Here is a 20287-nt window from a genome sequence, read left to right as displayed (position 1 = left end):
GCAGACCAAGACCTATCGCTCGACGGCCAGGCCGAACAGCGGTCGCAGCTGTGTCCCCAGAATGTTGCCGAGAAAAGCCGCGACCAGCCAGCACCAGCCATGCAGGCTGCCCGACGCGATCCCGCTGAAATAAGCCCCGATATTGCAGCCATAGGCGAGCCGGGCGCCATACCCGAGCAGCAGGCCGCCGATGATGGCAGCGAGGAGCGAGGATGCGGAGATGCGCCATGTCGGATGGAATTTGCCGGCGAGGCCAGCGGCCAGCAACGCTCCCAGGATGATGCCGAAATCCATGATGGAGGTGATGTCGCCGAAGACGCTTTGCTGCAGCGATGGAGCGCGCGCGCCCTGCCAGTAGGGCCATGACGCGACGTCGACGCCGAGGCCCATCAGGATCTTCGATCCCCAGAGCGCGAAAGCGGAGGTGATGCCCCAGGGACGTCCCGCAAGATATAGCGTGGCGAAATTTCCGATCGCGAGCAGGATCGCGCCCCACAGGAGCGGCCACGGCCCCTGCATGAAGCGGCGCGCGCCGCGCAGTTTCGTCCGCGCTCCCGGCTCGAGCTCGCCGTGCCGGCCGATCTCGGCCCTGACGGTGATGAGATAGATCGCAGCCATCACAGCCCAGCAGAGCACGAGCGCCGGCAACCATCCGAGCCGTTCGATCAACGAGACGGCGCCGATGTTCGGCAGCGCGCTCCACCACGGCAGATGCAATGCACCGAGCGTCGATCCGGCGATGAAGGCCGCCAAGGTCACCAGCATGCGCGTGTTGCCGCCGCCGGCGGTATAAAGCGTTCCTGACGCGCAGCCGCCGCCAAGCTGCATTCCAAGGCCGAACAGGAACGCCCCGGTCAACATGCCCACGCCCACCGCGCCGAGCTCGCCATGCACGGCAACGCCGAACAGCGTGCCTTGCGCAAGGGCCGGAAAGAAGAGGGCGGTTGCCAGCGCCAGCATGACCATTTGCGCACGGAGGCCGGCGCCTCGTCGCGCGACAATGAAGACGCGCCAGGCCGAGGTGAACCCGAACAGGGCATGGTACAATGTCAGGCCAAGTGCGCCTCCGAGAAGAAACAACAATCCCTGTTGCCAGGAGATCGTGCCTGACAAGGCCGCGGCGCCCGCCAGAAGAATCGCCGCCGCGATAACGACGACCGTGAAATTGGCACCGTGCCGGTCATTGTCAGGGGCAAGCAGCCGCGCATCGATGGATAGATCGGTCATGGCTCATCCAAAAAGTGGAGTCTTCGGCAGTGGGAGCTAACCTTGGCGAATTCTCACCGTTCCAATCTTTCCACCTTGGAACTGATGCGAAAGCGCTAGGCTGTCATGCCCCGGCTTGACCTGGGCATCCAGGGCGGAATCAACCGTTCGTCGCAACACGCTGTGTATCGCGCACTCGTAGCAATTGGTCGAGAGTTTCCGCCGGTGTTTTCCAGCCAAGGGTTTTCCTGGGCCTGGTATTGAGTGCGTGAGCCACGGCCTCGAGGTCACCAGCATTGTGCATGCTGAGATCGGTCCCTTTTGGGAAGTACTGGCGCAGCAACCCATTCGTGTTCTCGTTGGTCCCGCGCTGCCAAGGGCTGTGAGGGTCGCAGAAATAGACCTGCACGCCAGCGTCGATCCTCAGACGCGCATGCTGAGCCAGCTCAGCTCCCTGATCCCAGGTCAGCGACCGACGCAGTTGCTCGGGCATGGTGACGATTGCCCGGGTAATGGCGTCGCGCACTGCCTCAGCGCCGTGCCCGGCGAGTGCAGGTCCATTCTTCACGCGAGTTTCCTGCTCCTGGCCCGTCATGCGCGGCAGATGCAGCAGAATGGTAAAGCGGGTCGAGCGCTCCACCAAGGTGCCGATCGCAGAATTTCCAAGCCCGATAATGAGGTCACCTTCCCAGTGGCCCGGCACAGCTCGATCGGCGACCTCCGCCGGACGTTGACTGATCATGACCTCAGAAGAAATGAAGCTTCTGCCCCTACGGGCGCGTACTCTCGGCATCCGCAAGGCCCGCCCGGTGCGCAAACAGGCCGTCAGTTCGCGATGCAAAGCCCCTCGACCCTGCACATAAAGCGCCTGATAGATCGCTTCGTGACTGATGCGCATCGTCTCATCCTGGGGAAAATCCAACCGAAGTCGCCGAGAAATCTGTTCCGGGCTCCATGCCCTCGCCCAGCGGCGGTGTTGCCGATGCACAGCCCGGCGTCCCTTCCACACGACGTTCGGGCCGGCGAGGAGCTCTCCGTCCGGTTTGGCGATCATACCGGCAAGCCTGCCCTGCACATAATCCCTCAGGGCCGGATTGATTGCCAACTTCGCCAGCTTGGACCGTCGGGCGGACCGATCAGCGTGCCATTGTGCCGTGGTCGCTCGGTACTCTGGAGCGCCGTGGCGCCGCGCCACATTGCGCCGGAGCTCACGAGAGATCGTGCATGGAGGGCGATCGAGTTGACGAGCGATCGCTCGCACCCCATGACCCTGCGCGCGCAAAATGGCGATCTCCTCGCGCTCAGCGAACGAGAGGTAACGCCCCGATGCAGGTTTTGACGATTGCGATAAATGTGTCGGCGGCATACCGCCCGCCCTCCGGAACCAGCGGACTCCGACCGCAGGAGATACCCCGGCCTCCACCGCAGCATCCTCGCTTGACCGCCCCGAGGCAATTGCAGACCAGAAAGGCTTATAACCCTCTCGTAGGGCCTTTTGAGCTCGACCCGCTCGAACACCGTGCCTCATCGCAACCTCCCTTGCTGAAGTGTTGCGACGACCCATTGAATCCGCCCAGTACGCCGCGGTTTCTCTTCTCAATTGCGATCGTCTCGGAGTACTGGGTCGCCCGGTCAAGCCGGGCGACGACACCGAGGATGAGGTTCGCCCAGCCACCGCTCGGTTAAACGTGTCGAACAGAGGACGAGAGTTCGCGATCTCGCGGCGCGTTCCGCCCGAGTCTTGCTTCGTCGCATTGCCCTCGTTGAGACAAGGGCGCAGGGAAGGCCGGGCGCCGGCTGGCACCCGCAGGTCCGTGGGCAATAGAAATGCACACGGGGTGGACCACAGGTTCGCCGGATCGCCCGGCCTTCCCTGCGCGATGGTTTTAACGTGTCCTTCGTGCTCTCCTCGGGGAGCGATGCACTATTGCCCCCGTCGCCATGCAGATGACTGATGCGCGCGCCCGGTCGGGCCGCCACATCACCGCAGAACTTGACGCACAGACCCCGGGCGTCAGGACCACACGACTTGTTCGTCCGCGCACGTCCTCGCTGGGACTTCGGGTGCTGGCGTGTGCTCGCACCCGAAGCCATGCGAAAACGCTGTCGGCGCCGTGTCGTAGGCACGAAAGCCATTGCTCACAGCCGAAGCCGCCCTGCAATGCCTGTTGTGCCCGACGCCGTCGCGTCCATCGCTGCCCAGCCCGCGGTTCGTGACGATCGCGATCCGCCCCTTGTCTCGGGCCAGGGTGTGTCGCTTTTACGCTAAATCCGAATTTCGGTAAAGTGGAATATTTGCGCGTGCGGGGCTTGACAGCGCCAGATCGGTCGAGACTGCAGGTGTTTTGCCTCCAGGGGCAAATGGCCGGCAGGGGCGTGGATGCGAAGCTAGAGCATCAGCCTTGCGCGAGAAGGAGCCGTTCTTGATGTTCGATCCGACGGGCATGGATGAGCCAGTTCGTTGCAGCGACTGCTCCGCATGCCACAGCAAGGCCGCCAACGATGTCTACGGCATAATGTGCGCCGCAGAGGGGCGTGCCCGCGATGAGAAGAAGATTCAGAGGCACGAGCACCAAGCGCAAGATGCGGATCGGCCAAAGAGCCCAAACAAATAAAATAGCGTTCGCCGTGTGGAAGCTGGGGAAGGAGATCAACCCCTCCACGGACCGAAAGTCGATAATCCGCAGCGTTCCATTCCGAAGCCCGTCGAGAACCGGGAAATAGCTGTGCCCGCCCTCCGGCAAGGTCGAGAATTCCTTGGAAACCCCATCCAAATAGATCATTGCGTTCGCGGCCGGAATGCAGCCTCCGATGATTGCGGTCGCCGTTACGGCAACTGCAAATGCAATGATGTATAACCGCAATCTATCAAGCCGCCAGGTCAGAATGGCGGCGACCAACACCAGGATGTTTTGCTTCATCATGGAGTTGTAGGCGAAGGACAGGACGTCGCGGAGCGCATCGTGCCTGCTCAAAAAGGCGAGATAATTGGCTCGATCGAATCCGAACCAGCGATCTATGGCGTGTAGTTCTGCATCGCGATAAGGCAGTGGCAATGCGGATGCGGCGTAGGTCAATAAAATTCCCATGAGAATGACGACAACGAGCTGACCAAAGCAGATGAGAACGCCCGCGAGTTCCGCGTTGGGTCGAACAAAGCTGACATAGACAGTGAGAAACACGTACGAGGTCAGTAGCACGGCCGTATCGGCCGATAGCTCAAAGCTGCAACTCAGGCCCACAAGGTTCATCGCGAGCGCCGCAAGGAGCGCGGTCGCCAAGGTGGTTTGGCTCGTGACGGCGGACAGCAGTCTGTCATCTTCGATCAACCGATCGCGCATCCCGCCACCTACCTCTAATTGCGTGGGGGAATATTGCCCGTAATTGCAAAAGAATTCCTAACGCGAGAAAGGAACCGGCGATCAATACGGCCAAGCTCGCTCTTTCCCGCGAATCCATGCCGAGGCTTCTGGACAATTTCAATCTTCTGCGCGCGGTTACTGCCGACCCTGCTACGCTTCTGTCATCAGTCTGCCAGGGAGACCACTTCCTAGATCACCCCCGCCAGCCGCAGCGCCACGCCCGCAGCGCAACTGCCGGCCAGCACCGTGAGCATACCCAGCTTGAAACGGAAGATCGCGGTCGCGGCCGCGATGGACAGCACGAGCGCGGGGAGGTCGACACTCGTCAGCACCGGCATGTCGAAGTCCAACGGAAACGCGTGCACCGGCACGGTGTCGCGGAACAGCGTGTGCAGCGCGAACCAGATCGAGAGGTTGAGGATCACGCCGACGACGGCAGCCGTGATCGCACTGAGCGCACCGCCGAGACCCTTGTTGCCGCGCAGTCGTTCGACATAGGGGGCACCGACGAAAATCCAGAGGAAGCAGGGCGTGAAAGTGACCCAGGTCGCGAGCAGCCCGCCGAGCGTGGCCGCGAGCATCGGCGACAGCCCGCTGGCGTCGCGGTAGGCGGCCATGAAACCCACGAACTGAAGCACCATGATCAAAGGACCCGGCGTGGTCTCGGCCATGCCGAGACCGTCGAGCATCTCGTGCGGCTTGAGCCAGTGATAGTGCTCGACCGCCTGCTGGGCGACATAGGCCAGCACGGCGTAGGCGCCGCCGAAGGTGACCAGCGCCATCTTCGAGAAGAACAGCGCAATGTGGCTGAAGACATTGTCTTGTCCAACAGCGAGCAACAGCGCGATCACCGGCACCAGCCAGAGCGCCAGCCACAACGCGCCGACCCGGATCGCGCGCGCGGTGTTGGGGCGTACATGCTCGGGTACAGCGTCGCCGAGCATGCTGTCGATTACGGCGCTGCTGCCGGCAGGACCGTGACCGGCCGGCGCGAATTCCGGACGCCCCTGCTTGGCGCCGATATATCCGATGATGCCGGCGGCGATGATGATGACTGGGAAGGGGATCGCGAAGAAGAAAATCGCGACGAAGGCGATCGCGGCAAGCGCGATCATGATGCGGTTCTTCAGCGCGCGCTTGCCGACGCGCACCACGGCCTCGACGACGATGGCGAGCACGGCGGCTTTCAAGCCGAAGAACAGCGCCTCGACGAAGCTGACATTGCCATAGGCGGCGTAGACGTAGCTCAGGCCCATGATGGCGATGATGCCGGGCAGGATGAACAGACCGCCCGCCATCAGCCCGCCGGCGGTGCGGTGCATCAGCCAGCCGACATAGGTCGCAAGCTGCTGTGCCTCCGGCCCTGGCAGCAGCATGCAGTAGTTCAGCGCGTGGAGGAAACGGGCTTCAGAGATCCAGTTCTTCTCCTCGACCAGGATGCGGTGCATCACCGCGATCTGGCCCGCGGGCCCGCCGAAGCTCAGGCAGGCGACGCGGAGCCAGACGCGGAAGGCTTCACTGAAGCTGACGCCGTGACCGGCATCAGCTCCTGTTTCGGTCGTACGGGTATCCATCAAGCCTTTGCCTTGTTGGTCGGCCAGTTATGGGTCTCAGACGTCGCGTCGCGGCACCAGCGGTAGAAGGCGTCGTAGAGCAGCATGCCGGCCTCGAGCTGTTCGAGGTCGTCATCATACATCCGCGACAGCCCGAGCGAAGCCGCGAGCAGGCCGGGGGCCTCCGGCGCGAGGTCGGGTCGCGCGGTGTCGGCGCCGCGCACCAGCGTCGCCAGCCGGAGCAGCGCCGGCGCGGCAATCCCGAACTCCTCGATCATCACGTCGAAGGTGCAGAGCTCGCCACGGTGGCTCCAGAACACGTTCTCGATGTCGAAGGGGGCTGCGTTGAAGCGTTGCCCGACCGCCACCACTTCCGAAGGCGCCACGAACAGGAACACCGCCGTGGGATCGACGAAGCGTCGGATCAGCCAGGGGCAGGCGATGCGGTCGACCTTGGGCCGCGCCCGCGTCACCCAGACGGTGCGTCCCTTGGCGTCGCGCGGCGGCAGCTTGCGGGTGTCGACCAGCGGGAGTTTTGCGGCCTTCCAGCCTTCGAAGCCGCCCTCCAGCGTCTCGGCTTGCACGCCGAGCTGCCTGAGCCACGCCGCTGTGCCCTGCGCGAGCTTTTCGCCGCGCAGGCACGACACGATCGCGGAACGGCCGGCGAAGTTGGCGCCCCAGTCGGGAACATTTTCGTGGCTGAGCTTGATCGAACCCGGGATCAGCCGCCGGTCGGCGGCAAAGTCCTCGTCGGTGCGCACGTCGATCAGGACCGGGGCATTTGCCGTGCCGATCAGCCGCGCCATTTTTTCAGATGATATCGTCGTGTAGGAAGACATGATGCGCCCTCGTAAGAACAAACGGGACGCGATACTTGGGCATGTCGCCTCGTGGGGAGATCGCTCAAATCCCCATGGACTTCATTACATCCAAACAGCAGCTATCTGTCAATCGGCTCGTTTCGCCCGATTTTGTCCGGGACCCCGCAGGTCTATATTGCGGGTCAACGGCCCGGACCTTTCGGAGACTTTGCGATGCATTCCCATTCCGTCGAGCAATGGACCCATGACCACGCCTTTCTGGGCGACAAGCACGACGAGAACGAGCGGCGCACCTGGCTCGTCGTCGTCCTGACGCTGGTCATGATGGTCGGCGAGATCGTCGCCGGCTCGCTGTTCGGCTCGATGGCGCTGCTCGCCGACGGCTGGCACATGGGCACGCATGCGGCGGCGCTGGGGATTGCCGCGTTCGCCTATCGCTTTGCGCGGAGGCACCTGGGGAGCTCGCATTTCAGCTTCGGCACCGGCAAATTCGGCGATCTCGCCGCCTTTGCCAGCGCGATCATCCTCGGCCTGATCGCGGTCGAGATCGCCTATGAGAGCGTGCTGCGGCTGATCAATCCGGTGCCGATCGTCTATGGCGAGGCGATCGTGGTCGCGGCTCTCGGCCTGTGCGTCAACCTCGCCAGTGCCTGGCTGCTCCGCGGCAGCCACGATCACCACCATCACGGCCATGCGCATGATGATCACGATGATCATGACCATGATCATCATCACCAGCACCATCATCACGACAACAATCTCCGCGCGGCCTATGTCCACGTCATCGCGGACGCGGCGACCTCGGTGCTGGCGATCGCCGCGCTCGTGGTCGCCATGTATTCGGGATGGGCCTGGGCCGATCCGGCGGTCGGCCTGATCGGCAGTGCCGTGATCGCAAGCTGGGCCTTCGGCTTGATCAAGACGTCCGGCGCGGTGCTGCTCGACGTGCGCGCCGACGAGAAGCTGGAGCGTGTGATCCGGGCGCGCATGGAGATCGGTGACGACCGCGTCACCGACCTGCATCTGTGGCAGGTCGGCCCCGGCCATTGCGCCGTGCTGGTGTCCGTGGTGTCGGACAAGCCGAAGCAGCCGGCGGTCTACAAAAAGCGGCTCGCCGGATTGAAGGGGCTGAGCCACGTCACGGTCGAGGTCGAGACCTGTGCGCACTAAAGGCTGCCCGCATTGAAGCGGTCTGCGGGAATTCTGCGAAGTGGCCGGGGTTGACCCTCGGTCACAGCCGACAATGGCTGCAAGGGAGGAACGAATGACGCCAAAGATCAAGCTCGCTGTCGCCGTCGCTGCACTCGTTCTGTCCGGTCATGCGGTGCTCGCGCAGTCCGAAAAGACCGGTGTTGAAAAACTTTACGTGCTCAATTGCGGCGAGGGCACCGCCGGCGACATCTCGCGCTGGACGCCCGGCCTCAACGAGGGCAAGACGATGGACTTCGTCGACAGCTGCTATCTCGTCAAGCACGCCAAGGGCTGGTTCCTGTGGGACACCGGCATCGCCGACGCAGTCGCCGCAATGCCGAACGGCCTTACGCCAGCCGATCCCAAGGCCGTGACCTGGCGCCGGCCGAAGACGCTTGCCGCCCAGCTCGAACAGCTCGGCCTCAAGCCGGACGACGTCAAGATGATGGCCGTCTCGCACACCCATCCCGACCACACCGGCAATGTCGAGCTATTCCCGCAGGCCACGCTTTACGTGCAGAAGGCCGAGTATGACTGGCCCGGCGCCAACAACGAGCCGCGCTTCAAGCCGTCACATCCGGTCGAGCTGCTTGCGGGCGACAAGGACGTGTTCGGCGACGGCAGCGTGACCATCCTGTCGACGCCCGGCCATACGCCGGGACATCAATCGCTGCTGGTGAAGCTGCCGAAGTCCGGCGCCGTCGTGCTGTCGGGCGATGCGGTGCATTTCAAGGACAATTGGGACAACCGCCGTGTGCCCAGCATGAACGCCAACAAGGACCAGAGCGCAGCCTCGATGCAGAAGATCGCCGACACGCTCAGTAAGGAGAAGGCGCAGCTCTGGATCAACCACGACAAGGTCCAGCGCGACAGCCAGAAGATGGCGCCGCAGTTTTACGACTAGCTTCCCGCGACGCCCCTGTTGCCACTACGGTGGCAGCACGGGCGTGCTAGCGCCCTCAGCAGGCTCCGCAACGGGAGACGATTGTGGGTGAGTGGGCCGGGGTTGCGATCGCGCTGGCGTCGAGCAGCCTTGGCGGCACGGCCGCGGCGATCACCCGCTATCTGGTCGGCGGCGCCGATCCGATCCTGCTCGCGATCCTGCGCTGGGGGATCGGCTTTCTCTGCCTGCTGCCATGTGCCCTGATGCTTGGCGTGCGCTGGCCGCGGCGGTCCGACTGGCCGGCCGTGGCGCTGCTCGGCATCTGCTTTTTCGGCCTGTTCTTCATCCTCTACAACATCGCGGTCTCCTACACGACCGCCGCGCGCGCCAGTCTCGCGCTGGCGACGCTGCCGCTCCACACCATGGTGGTCGGCGCCATCCTCGGCGTCGAGCGGCTGACGGCGCGCAAGATCATTGGTGTCGGAATCGCCGTGCTCGGCGTGGCGGCGGCGCTGGCCGCGGGTCTGGCGCAAAGCCCGCCCGAGGCCTGGCGCGGCGAGCTGATCATGACCGGTGCCGTGTTCTGCATGGCGTTCTACAACGTGCTGTCGCGGCCGCTAATGCAGCGCTCCAGCCCGCTCGGTTTTCTCACGGTCGGCATGGGTGCGGGCGCCGTCGTGCTGGTGCTCGCGGGTCTGGTGAAAGGCAGTTTCGCAGCGCTCGGGCACTTCACGACGGCGCAGTGGATTGCCGGCGTCTATCTCGGCATCGGCGGCGGTGCGCTCGCCTTCATCCTCTGGGTCATGGCGCTGGCGCGGGCAACGCCGACCCGGGTCGCCAACACGATGACGGTCAACCCGATCGCGGCCACCTTGCTGGCAGCGCTGCTGATCGGCGAGCCGATCACGCCAAATCTCCTGATCGGGCTGGTCGCTGTGTTCGCCGGCATCTGGATCGCGACCAGTGAAACGAAGCCGGTCTAGCTGCGCGGTGCAGTCACGGCGGGCGGGCTCGCGTCCGGCGTCTTCCTCGGCTTCAGCGAGCCGGCGTAGAAGGAGATCAGCCAGACCAGGATGATGGCGAGGAGATAGACACCCCAAGCCTGCGGCGGCGTGGTCGCCCAGCGCAGGAGGCCTTTGAATGTGCGGGGCGGGCGCGTGTCTTCGGTCATGCTCCGCTTGTGCGCGAAAGCTCCGGCCCGGTCAATCCGGCCGCGGTTGCGCGCGGATCATGAACAGCGCGGCCAGTGCCGAGAGGCTGAGCGCGGAGGAGACGATCAGCACCTTGGCGCCCATGACGTCGATGAGCAGGCCGAAGGCCAGCGGCGCCACGGCCTGCGCCATCCGTGCCGGCGCGCCGATGATGCCGAGGCGATAGCCGAAATCCTTGGGGCCGAAGATCGACAGCGGCAGCGTGCCGCGCGCGATGGTCAGGATGCCGTTGCCGGAGCCATGGAACAGCGCAAACGCACTGGCCGCGGCGCCGCCGAAGATCGCCACGACCACGGCGCCGATCGGGTGGGTGAGGCAGGCGAGCCGCGTCGACCACAGCGGATGAAAGCGGCTCAGGAAGCCTGCCTCCAGAACCCGCGCGGCCACTTGCGCCGGGCCGATCAGCGCACCGGCCGCGATCGCCTCGACCGGCGTCGCGCCGGTGGTCTCCAGGATGCGCGGGAAATGCGCGGCCATCGCGCCGGTGACGGTCCAGACCGCCGCAAAGATGAAGGCGAGCAGCACCATGGTGCGGTCGAGCGGCAGATGCGGCTTCACCGCTGTCGCCGCGGCTTGCCTGGCGCCCTTGATCGTCGGCAGCAAGAAGAAGTTGAGCGGCAGACCGATCAGGATATTGGCAGCGGCCCAGGCAAAGCAGGTGTCGCGCCAGCCGATATGGGCGAGGCCCCAGGCGGTGAGCGGCCAGCCGACGGTCGATGCAAAGCCCGCCATCAGCGTGATGCCGGTGATCGGCCTGCGCGCCTCGGTGCCGTAGATGCGGCCGAGCGCGGCGAAGGCGGCGTCGTAGAGCCCCATCGCCATGCCGATGCCGAGCACGAGCCAGGCCATCGCCATCACCGCCACCGATTGCGAGAGGCCGAGCAGAACGAGGCCGGCGGCGATCGTCAGGTTCGACACCGAGAGGACCTGCCGGCCGCCGACCAGATCGATCTGTCGCCCGATGCGCGGCCCGAGCAGCGCCGAGATCACCAGCGAGGCCGAGAACGCGCCAAAGACCCAGTTGGAGGAGATGCCGAGATCGCGCGCCATGGGATCGGCGAGCAGCGCCGGCAGATAGTAGCTCGAGGCCCAGGCCAGGGTCTGCGTGGTACCGAGCGCCAGGATGATCGGAAGCTGGCGCTGGCTCATATCCCCGTATTTCTGATCGGCGGTGTCATCGTTCGCATTTGCCGCCCGAGGCGGGAGCGCGTCAACAGCGTCCGCGACATATGCGACCCGCCGCAGGTGGGAGCCTTGACGCAAGGTCCGCGCGCCGCCTTTCGCTCGTCACGAATGCACGGCATAATGGCGCATGCAATTGACCTCGCGCCTTGCGCTGATGAACTGGTTGGCCGGCCAGGGGCTCACGGGCCTGCCCGAACCCGAACTGCTGCGCGGCTTCTGCGAGCGCTGCCGCGCCGAGGGGCTGGAACTCTCGCGTGGGCTTGTCGTGATCGATACGCTGCACCCGATCTACGAGGGGCGCGCCTTTCGCTGGAGCGATACGCCGAGCAACGAGAGCGACGTGGTCGAATACGGCTCGACGGCCGAGGGCGACGCGGCCAACAATTGGCGCCGGTCGGTGTTCTATCATCTGCTCGAGCATGGTCACGACGAGATGGTGATCGACCTCGCCGACGCGCCCTCGCTCGATTTTTCGCAGATCGGCGAACTCGCCGAAACGGGTCATCGCCATTTCCTGGCCTTTGTGCACCGCTTCGGGGAGACCGGAGCGCTCGGGCAGATGGACTGCCTCTACTCCTCCTGGACAACGCGACGCGACAGCGGCTTCGCCGACGCCGAACTCGCGGCGTTGCGCGATCTCGTGCCGGTGCTGGGGCTCGCGATCAAGTCGGCGCAGCAGGTCGACATCGCGCGCACGCTCGGCCGCGTTTATCTCGGCCGCGATGCGTCAGAGCAGGTCTTGAGCGGACGTATCTCGCGCGGCGTCACCGAGCGCATCAACGCCGTGCTCTGGTATTCGGATCTGCGCGGCTCGACCGGAATCAGCGAGAGCATCGGCCCCGACGAGATCATCCCGTTCCTCAACGACTATGCGCAGGCCGTGATCGATGCGATCCACGATGCCGGCGGCGACGTGCTGAAGCTGATCGGCGACGGCGTCCTCGCGATGTTCACCGGCGAGGACATGGCGCATGCCCGGCGCGCGGCGTTGCGCGCCGAGCATTTGTTCCGCAAGAACGTGGCGGCGCTGAACCTGCGGCGGGGCGCCGAGGGCCGTCCCATCACGTCCGCCTATATCGGCCTGCATGTCGGCGAGGTCTTCTACGGCAATATCGGCAGCGAGGACCGGCTTGATTTCACCGTGGTCGGCCCGACCGTGAACGAGGTCAGTCGCATCGCCTCGATGAGCCGTTCTGTCGATCGCGAGCTGCTGGCCTCGGCGGAGTTCTACAAGGGCCTTGACGCCGCCGGCCGCCGCTACCTCGTCTCCACCGGCCGCTACGCGTTGCGTGGCATCGGCCGCGCGCAGGATCTCTACACGCTCGATCCCGAGGTCGACGCGAGCGAGCCGGTGACGGGGAGCTACGAGCGGTATCTGGCGGGATAGGCTAGCTGTTACAACATACTCCGTCATTGCGAGGAGCTCTTGCGACGAAGCAATCCAGACTTGAGCCTCCCCTAAATCGGTGGACACCTATAGCTTAGGCAGCGAGAGGTGTCAGATGGCGAAACGGCAGCGACGGTCCTATTCGGACGAGTACAAGCGGCAGGCAGTCGATCTGGTCTTGTCGAGCGGCCGCTCGGCGAAGTCGGTATCGAAGGAGCTCGGGCTTGACGGCTCCGTGCTGAGCCGATGGGTGAAGGATCGGAGCACGGTGGCAGCCGGCGGCAGCGCCGTGGCGCCCACATCGCAAGCGGCGGTGCCGTCGGCGGACCAAGCTGACCTGGTCGCACGGTTGCAGCGGGAAAACGAACAGCTGCGCATGGAGCGCGACATTTTAAAAAAGTCGATAGCGATCTTTGCTGGACCCCGGACATGAGGTTCCGTTTCATCGAAGATCGCCGGGCGGACTATCCGGTTAAGATCATGTGCCGTGTGCTCGGCGTCTCGCCCGCGGGCTACTATGCTTGGAGGTCGCGCCCGGAAAGCCCTCGGGCCGTGGCCAATCGAGATCTGCTGGAAGGCATCAAGCGGGTTCATCGCGAGAGCCATGGCCGCTATGGCAGCCCGCGCATCCATGTCGAGCTCAAAGCCCAGGGACATCATGCAAGCCGTGGCCGGATCGAGCGGCAGATGCGCCGTCATGGCGTTCGAGCCATCTCCGCCGGGCCGCGACGATGCCGCACCACCGATAGCGGGCATGGCTTCCCGATCGCGCCGAACCTGCTCGGCCGGAACTTCTCGGCCGCCATGCGCAATCAGGTTTGGCTCGCCGACATCACCTATGTCTGGACCGGCCAGGGATGGTTGTACCTGGCCGCCGTTATGGATCTGTACAGTCGCCGCATCGTGGGCTGGGCAATGGACGACCATCTACGCGCCGAATTGCCGCTCGCCGCATTACGAATGGCGATCAAGGGACAAAAGCCCGGCGCCGGCCTGATCCATCATTCCGATCGCGGCATCCAATATGCTTCAACCGAGTACCGCCAAGCGCTGCAAGCCGCCGGCTTTCGGCCTTCGATGAGCCGCAGAGCCGACTGCTACGACAACGCCCCGATGGAAAGCTTCTTCCACACGCTCAAGACCGAACTGATCCATCACAGTCAATATGAGACCCGCAATGAAGCCGAGCGCGACATCTTCGCTTACGTCGAAGGCTCTACAATCAGACCCGAAGGCACTCGGCTATCGGCTATATCAGCCCGGTCGAGATGGAGCTAAAATCGGCTTGAACCCTGTCCACTTTTTTGGGGGAAGATCAGACTGTCTCCGCGGAGGGATTCTGGATTGCTTCGCTTCGCTCGCACTGACGGTGCAGCTAACACCACGCCACCACGTCATCGCCCACCATGTCCGGCTGCCGGTCCAGCGCCACCGCGGGCGAGAGCCAGATCACCAGCGCCTGCGCGCCGAACACGGCCGCGGCGAGATAGAGGCAGGCTTCCGCGCTCCAGAGACCGCCGACGATCGCACCCAACGCAGAGCCGATCGGGCGGGCGCCGTAGCTCATGATGTTGATGGCGGAGACGCGGCCGAGCAGGCGTGGCGGGGTCACGGACTGGCGTAGCGTCGTGGTCGAGATCACCCACAGGATCGGCCCGACGCCGAGCAGGAAGAAGCTCAAGGCCGCCAGCCAGGGCGAGGGGACCAGCACCGTCAGCGCCATCACCATGGCGGCGACGAAGCCGGTGACGGGGCCGAGGCCGACGACCGTGCCGAACGCGATGCGCTTCATCACGCGCGTGGCCAACAGCGCGCCGATCACCATGCCGACACCGTACATCGTCAGCACGGTGCCAATACCGGCAGCGGTCAGGCCGAGGTGACGTACGGCGTAGGGCACGAACACCGCGATCTGCAGAAACCATCCGGTGTTGAAGATGAACTGGGTGATGAAGACCGGCCGCAGCAGCGGATGGTGAAACACGAAGGCCGCGCCCTCGCGGATGTCCTGAAACGGATGCCGCCGAGGGGCCGGCGTGCGGTCGGGCTCGTAGATGCCGGAGAGCAGCACGACGGCGATCGCGGACAGCGCGGCCGCAAAGCCGAAGGCCGGGCTCGCGCCCCACCACCCGACCAGCACGCCGCCGAGCGCAGGGCCGCTGGCGAAGGCGATGGTGCGTGCGAGCTCGATCCGCGCATTGGCCGCCGGTAGCAGGTCCGAACTCACCAGCGAGGGCACCAGCGCCGGCGCGGCCACGCTGTAGACGACGGTGCCGCACACGGCGGCAAAGCCGAGCAGCGCCAGCAGCGGCAGATTGAGCGCGCCGAGCGCGAGCAGCAGCACGATCGCTGCAAGGGCTGCAGCCCGCAACGCCTCGGCACCCGCCATCAGCGAACGGCGGGAGATGCGGTCGGCCAGCAGGCCGGCCGGAATGGCGAAGAGGACGAAGGGCAGGGTCAGGGCGGTCTGGAGCAGGCCGGTCTGGCCTTCGGCGACGCCGAGCGTCAGCACCGCGACGATAGGGGCCGCGGCCAGCGCGATCTGTTCGGCCGACTGTGCCGCCAAATTGGACCAAGCGAGGCGGTTGAATGTCTCGGGGAGACGCGGGGGATTTGACATGGCTCATTTCCTGCAAAGTCGAGTCGGAGCCACTATCCGCCTCGGAGGACGGCCAAACCCACCCGCTTCCCGACAGGGGCGGCACATAGCGGCCGCCGAGGGACCGATACGGCTAGATGCAGTTGCAAATGAGTTGCAATAAGGCTCGACTTCGGTATTCTCGCCCCATGGATGCTCGCTCTCCCGATCTGACCCGAGACGCCGCCGGCTGGCGCAATGACGCGCCTGCGACCAAGAGCCTTGCCGAGGTGAATGCCTCGGTCGCCCTCCCCATCGCGGGGGTGTGGTGGCGGCGCCTGCTCGCCTTTGTCGGCCCGGGCTATCTGGTCTCGGTGGGGTACATGGACCCCGGCAATTGGGCGACCGATCTCGCCGGAGGGTCCAAGTTCGGCTACACGCTGCTCTCCGTCATCCTGCTCTCGAATTTGATGGCGATCCTGCTGCAATCGCTGGCGGCACGGCTCGGCATCGTCACCGACCGCGACCTCGCGCAGGCCTGCCGCGCGACCTATTCGCCGGCGGTGAACTTCATGCTGTGGCTCGCCTGCGAGGCAGCGATCATCGCCTGCGATCTCGCCGAGGTCATCGGCACGGCGATCGCGCTCAAACTCTTGTTCGGCATTCCCCTGATCGGCGGCGCGCTGATCGCTGCGTTGGATGCCTTCTTGCTGCTCATCCTGATGAACCGCGGCTTCCGTTTCCTCGAAGCCTTCGTCATCGCATTGCTCGTCGTGATCGCGGTCTGCTTCACGGTCCAGCTAGCGGCGGCAGCACCGCCCGTTACTGAGATGCTGAAGGGATTTGTGCCGAAGACCGAGATCTTCACCAACCCCGAGATGCTTTACATCGCGATCGGCATCATCGGCGCGACCGTCATGCCGCATAATCTCTATCTACACTCCTCGATCGTGCAGACGCGCGCCTATGAGCGCAACGACGAGGGCCGCCGCGAGGCGATCAAATGGGCGACGACGGACTCCACCATCGCCCTGATGCTGGCGCTGTTCATCAATGCCGCGATCCTCGTCGTGGCGGCCGCGACCTTCCACAAGAGCGGCCATTCCGATGTCGCCGAGATCGGCCAGGCGTTCGAGCTGCTGTCGCCGCTGCTCGGGCTCGGCATCGCCTCGACGCTGTTCGCGGTGGCGCTGCTCGCCTCGGGCCTGAATTCAACCGTGACGGCGACGCTCGCCGGCCAGATCGTGATGGAAGGCTTTCTCGACCTGCGCCTGCCGAGCTGGGCGCGCCGGTTGCTGACGCGCGGCATCGCGATCATTCCCGTGATCGTCGTCACCGCGATCTATGGCGAGCGCGGCACGGCCGATCTGCTGGTATTCAGCCAGGTCGTGTTGTCGATGCAATTGCCCTTCGCCGTGATCCCGCTGGTGCGGTTCGTCTCGGACCGCCGCAAGATGGGCAAGTTCGTAATCCCGGCGTGGGTCGCGGCGATCGCTTGGATCGTGGCGGGCGTGATCGTGGTTTTGAACGTGAAGCTGCTGGTGGATACGCTGTTCGGGTGAACGATCAGCGCCTGAGGCGACGTCGCGGCTTGTAGGGGCTGCGCGGGTTCACATCGATGTCTACGTCTTTCACACATTCCTGGCGTTTGCGGTGGCTAGTGCCCCCGTGCCACTCTCCAGAACGAAGCGCGACATTGCTCATTTCGGCGACGTTCAAACACTTCCATTGCCCTCCAGGCAGCAATCGTTTGCTGGAACCGCCAGCAAACTGAAAGGCGAGCGTGCGTTCGTCGCCATCGGTGTGGCCCAATATTGCCGGGCAGATTTCGCGCACGTGGCCTTGATAGAAGCAGAGCACCTGGCGTCGTTCGACAATCGCTCGCTCGAGTAATTCGTAGGCCTTGCTCGACAAGAATGCCTCCGTATCCACCGACCCGGTGCAGTACAACGACCGATCTCGCCCACGGTTGCAGTGCTGGATCAATCCTGCGGCTCGGACGCGGCGTCGCCTTGCGCGTCGATGCGCAGCCAGCCAGACGGCGCGAGGCGCTGCTGCGGCAGGAAGCGGGCCTTGTAGTCCATCTTCTTCGAGCCTTCGATCCAATAGCCGAGATAGACGTAAGGCAGTCCTTGCCGGCGAGCCCGGGCGATGTGGTCGAGGATCATGAACGTACCCATCGAGCGGCTGACTTCGCCCGGCTCGAAGAACGAATAGACCATCGACAGGCCGTCGCTGAGCACGTCGGTCAGTGCGACCGCGATCAGCTGCTCGCCACGGCCGGTGATGCCGCTGTCGGGACCACGCTTGCGGTACTCGATGATGCGGGTCTCGACATGGCTGTCCTCGACCATCATGGCGTAGTCGAGCACGGTCATGTCGGCCATGCCGCCATGGCGGTGACGGGAATCGAGATAGGCGCGGAACACCGAATATTGCTCGGAGGTCGGCACCGCGCTGCGCTGCTCGCCGATGATGTCGGCGTTGCGCGCAATCACCTTGCGGAAGTTGCGGGAGGGGCGGAACTCGTTGGCGATCACCCGGACCGAGACGCAGGCGCGACACTGGTCGCAGGCGGGCCGGTAGGCGATCGACTGGCTGCGACGGAAGCCGCCATGGGTCAGAAGGTCGTTGAGGTCGCCGGCGCGCTCACCTACGAGGTGCGTAAACACCTTGCGCTCGTGCCGGCCCGGCAGATAGGGGCAGGGGGAGGGCGCCGTGAGGTAAAATTGTGGGGTGTCGCGCGAGTGCTGGGTCAAGGGACGTCGTGGGCCTCCAAAATGTACATCAGCATCGCGCTACGAAAGCCCCCGGTCAATCGGTCTGCTCGGCAGGTCAGGTCGGTCAGCATAGCGGGTCCAGGTTGACAGGTTCTTGATCCAGGTTGGTTGATCAGCGGGTCCTTGATCGAAAGGTCGCTGATCAGTAGGTCCTTTGATCAGTAGGTTCTCGCGCCTTGCGGCACCGGCGCACGAACGGAATTGTTGATCACGACCGTTCCCAGCACGAAATCCTGCAGCAAGCGCCTGCGGCCGTTGAACAGGCCAACCAGCACCACGAAGGGCGACAGGAACGAAACGGTCACCCAGAACAGCACGGCGTGGGTGGCGCCCAGCACGAAATAACCGGGCGCGCCGTACCAGGTGCGGAGCTCTAGATCCATCACGCGCATGCCGATCGTCGCGGACGACGGACCGCCGATGCAAGCGCCGTAATAGACGATGGCCCAGATCACGGAGGCAGGCCAAGCCAGCCAGAACAGCGCCCAGCCGATGCCGAGCGTGACCACGCCGAACACCGCGATGAAGAGGTAGCCGAGGATCACCGGCACCGAGATCACGACCATGTCGATCAGGAAAGCGAACACGCGCCGCGTCGCAACGCCGCGGAACAGTTCCGGGTGCAGATAGGGATCGTAGGCATGCGGCTGCGCCCCACCGTCATTGCGCCAGGCATTGCCCGAGTCCGAATACGACATGACCGTTCTCCCGAGGGAAACTCCCGTGGCAGGACATGGGAACAGGCCGTCCGCGTGCCAAGGGCGCCGAGATTAACAAGCCGAAATATTCCGGCGATTCGGGGGCGGCGGAGGTGGTGGTGGCACACCCTCGGTGTCGTCCTGGCGAAAGCCAGGACCCATTACCCCGGGAAGAAGTTTGGCGAAGACTGGAAGTTGGTACGTTCGCCGGTATCGATACCGCGTGCTCTCGATAGATCACGCGGTATGGGTCCTGGCTTTCGCCAGGACGACGATAAAGAGACAGATGTCCCGGCCTTCGCCGGGACGACCTTGGGGGCTACCCCTGCGCGCGCAGCTTCTCCGCCGCCTTTGGTGCAAAGTAGCTCAGCACACCGTCGGCGCCGGCGCGCTTGAAGGCCAGCAGGCTCTCCATCATGGCGCGGTCGCCGTCGAGCCAGCCGTTGTTGCCGGCGGCCGCGATCATCGCGTATTCGCCGGAGACCTGGTAGGCGAAGGTCGGCATTGCGAACGTGTCCTTCACGCGGCGGACGACGTCGAGATAGGGCATGCCGGGCTTGACCATCACCATGTCGGCGCCCTCGGAAATGTCGAGCTCGACCTCGCGGAGCGCCTCGTCGGTGTTGGCGCTGTCCATCTGGTAGGTGCGCTTGTCGCCGGTGAGCGTCTTGGCCGAGCCGATGGCGTCGCGGAACGGGCCGTAGAAGGCGGAGGCGTATTTTGCGGCATAGGCCATGATCTGCACGTCAAGAAGCCCGGTGCGATCCAGGCCCTCGCGAATCGCGGCGACGCGGCCGTCCATCATGTCGGAGGGCGCGATGATGTCGCAGCCGGCTTCGGCCTGCACCAGAGCCTGACGCACCAGCACGGCGACCGTCTCGTCGTTCAGGATCTTGCCGTCGGAGATCAGGCCGTCATGGCCGTGGCTGGTGAAGGGATCGAGCGCGACGTCGCAGAGAATACCGATCTCCGGAAACTCCTTCTTGATAGCGCGCACCGCCTGGCAGACCAGATTGTTCGGGTTGGTGGCTTCCGAGCCCTCCTCGTCGCGCAGGGACGGATCGGTGTAGGGAAACAGCGCGAGGCACGGGATGGTGAGCTTCATTGCGCGCTCGGCGTCGCGCACGGCCTGGTCGACGCTGAGACGCTCGACCCCCGGCATCGAGGCGATCTGCTCACGCTTGTTGTTGCCGTCGATCAGGAACAGCGGCCAGATCAGATCGTCTGTCGTGAGCACGTTCTCCCGCACCATGCGCCGGGCCCATTCGGCCTTGCGGTTGCGGCGCGGGCGGACGGTCAGATCGAGGGCAGGGGAGGCCCCAGTGCCATCCCGGCGCGAGACCTCGCGCAATTCGATCGGACGTCCGTATTTGATCGCCATCACTCTTCCTCCGGCTAGAATTATTCTTATACCAGCTTGCATGGTTCCCGT

At 64.5% G+C, this 20287-nt stretch carries 17 protein-coding genes and 1 pseudogene; 6 read left to right on the top strand and 12 right to left on the bottom strand.

The genetic code is table 11. The annotated features are described in order from the left end of the window. Positions 1-12: 12 nt before the first annotated feature. From BRA1417_RS0126230 to BRA1417_RS0126210, 5 genes are all read right to left on the bottom strand, one after another. Positions 13-1227 (bottom strand): YeeE/YedE family protein, encoded by a 1215-nt coding sequence (locus BRA1417_RS0126230; RefSeq protein ID WP_027518346.1) that lies wholly within the window; start codon positions 1225-1227, stop codon positions 13-15. 139 nt (positions 1228-1366) lie between these two features. Next, positions 1367-2572 (bottom strand): IS30 family transposase, encoded by a 1206-nt coding sequence (locus tag BRA1417_RS0126225; protein ID WP_027514986.1) that lies wholly within the window; start codon positions 2570-2572, stop codon positions 1367-1369. A 1030-nt stretch (positions 2573-3602) separates the two neighbouring features. Next, complete coding sequence (locus BRA1417_RS0126220; RefSeq protein WP_027518345.1) at positions 3603-4547, bottom strand: phosphatase PAP2 family protein; 945 nt, start codon at positions 4545-4547, stop codon at positions 3603-3605. A 209-nt stretch (positions 4548-4756) separates the two neighbouring features. Then, positions 4757-6142, bottom strand: coding sequence for a chromate efflux transporter (gene chrA, locus BRA1417_RS0126215; RefSeq protein ID WP_027518344.1), 1386 nt, complete (start codon positions 6140-6142; stop codon positions 4757-4759). Next, a complete protein-coding gene (locus BRA1417_RS0126210; protein WP_027518343.1) occupies positions 6142-6960 on the bottom strand; it encodes a chromate resistance protein ChrB domain-containing protein in 819 nt (272 codons plus the stop codon). Before BRA1417_RS0126210 ends, chrA begins: the two co-directional genes overlap by 1 nt. Before the next feature lie 195 nt (positions 6961-7155). Here BRA1417_RS0126210 and dmeF point away from each other — a divergent pair, with 195 nt between their 5' ends. The 3 genes from dmeF to BRA1417_RS0126195 all read left to right on the top strand — a co-directional run bounded on the left by dmeF (position 7156) and on the right by BRA1417_RS0126195 (position 9999). Next, on the top strand, positions 7156-8112 hold the full coding sequence (dmeF, locus tag BRA1417_RS0126205) for a CDF family Co(II)/Ni(II) efflux transporter DmeF (protein WP_027518342.1): 957 nt from the start codon (positions 7156-7158) through the stop codon (positions 8110-8112). A gap of 94 nt (positions 8113-8206) precedes the next feature. After that, positions 8207-9037 (top strand): N-acyl homoserine lactonase family protein, encoded by an 831-nt coding sequence (locus BRA1417_RS0126200; RefSeq protein WP_027518341.1) that lies wholly within the window; start codon positions 8207-8209, stop codon positions 9035-9037. Between the two features lie 83 nt (positions 9038-9120). Then, positions 9121-9999 carry a DMT family transporter gene (locus BRA1417_RS0126195; protein ID WP_027518340.1) on the top strand — a complete coding sequence of 293 codons (879 nt, stop codon included), beginning with the start codon at positions 9121-9123 and terminating at the stop codon, positions 9997-9999. Here BRA1417_RS0126195 and BRA1417_RS0126190 read toward each other — a convergent pair. Beyond that, positions 9996-10187, bottom strand: coding sequence for a hypothetical protein (locus BRA1417_RS0126190; protein ID WP_027518339.1), 192 nt, complete (start codon positions 10185-10187; stop codon positions 9996-9998). The two genes, BRA1417_RS0126195 and BRA1417_RS0126190, sit on opposite strands and share 4 nt — an antisense overlap. A 31-nt stretch (positions 10188-10218) precedes the next feature. Further along, complete coding sequence (locus BRA1417_RS0126185) at positions 10219-11376, bottom strand: MFS transporter (RefSeq protein WP_027518338.1); 1158 nt, start codon at positions 11374-11376, stop codon at positions 10219-10221. A 163-nt stretch (positions 11377-11539) separates the two neighbouring features. On the opposite strand from BRA1417_RS0126185, the gene BRA1417_RS0126180 reads away from it, so the two are divergent. Both BRA1417_RS0126180 and BRA1417_RS40860 read left to right on the top strand, forming a co-directional pair. Next, on the top strand, positions 11540-12799 hold the full coding sequence (locus BRA1417_RS0126180; protein ID WP_027518337.1) for an adenylate/guanylate cyclase domain-containing protein: 1260 nt from the start codon (positions 11540-11542) through the stop codon (positions 12797-12799). Positions 12800-12914: 115 nt separating this feature from the next. Further along, positions 12915-14088: pseudogene (locus tag BRA1417_RS40860) on the top strand (IS3 family transposase). An 86-nt stretch (positions 14089-14174) separates the two neighbouring features. Here the strand turns inward: BRA1417_RS40860 and BRA1417_RS0126165 are convergent. After that, positions 14175-15419, bottom strand: coding sequence for an MFS transporter (locus tag BRA1417_RS0126165; protein ID WP_027518336.1), 1245 nt, complete (start codon positions 15417-15419; stop codon positions 14175-14177). 167 nt (positions 15420-15586) lie between these two features. Here BRA1417_RS0126165 and BRA1417_RS0126160 point away from each other — a divergent pair, with 167 nt between their 5' ends. Beyond that, complete coding sequence (locus tag BRA1417_RS0126160) at positions 15587-16939, top strand: Nramp family divalent metal transporter (protein ID WP_027518335.1); 1353 nt, start codon at positions 15587-15589, stop codon at positions 16937-16939. Between the two features lie 4 nt (positions 16940-16943). Here BRA1417_RS0126160 and BRA1417_RS43015 read toward each other — a convergent pair whose 3' ends face one another. The 4 genes from BRA1417_RS43015 to hemB form a co-directional block, all read right to left on the bottom strand. After that, positions 16944-17291, bottom strand: coding sequence for a hypothetical protein (locus tag BRA1417_RS43015; RefSeq protein ID WP_084462513.1), 348 nt, complete (start codon positions 17289-17291; stop codon positions 16944-16946). A 68-nt stretch (positions 17292-17359) separates the two neighbouring features. Further along, positions 17360-18136 carry an arginyltransferase gene (locus BRA1417_RS0126150; protein ID WP_027518334.1) on the bottom strand — a complete coding sequence of 259 codons (777 nt, stop codon included), beginning with the start codon at positions 18134-18136 and terminating at the stop codon, positions 17360-17362. A 179-nt stretch (positions 18137-18315) separates the two neighbouring features. After that, positions 18316-18855, bottom strand: a complete 540-nt coding sequence (locus tag BRA1417_RS0126145) for an RDD family protein (protein WP_007611123.1) — start codon at positions 18853-18855, stop codon at positions 18316-18318. 319 nt (positions 18856-19174) lie between these two features. Continuing rightward, positions 19175-20236: a porphobilinogen synthase gene (hemB, locus tag BRA1417_RS0126140; protein ID WP_027518333.1), complete on the bottom strand. Its 1062-nt coding sequence runs from the start codon at positions 20234-20236 to the stop codon at positions 19175-19177. Between the last annotated feature and the right edge of the window lie 51 nt (positions 20237-20287).

Origin of the sequence: Bradyrhizobium sp. WSM1417, from assembly GCF_000515415.1 — a bacterium.
Classification (GTDB): domain Bacteria; phylum Pseudomonadota; class Alphaproteobacteria; order Rhizobiales; family Xanthobacteraceae; genus Bradyrhizobium.
The sequence above is the reverse complement of the archived record's forward strand: the minus strand, read 5'-3'. Positions and strand labels throughout refer to the sequence as shown.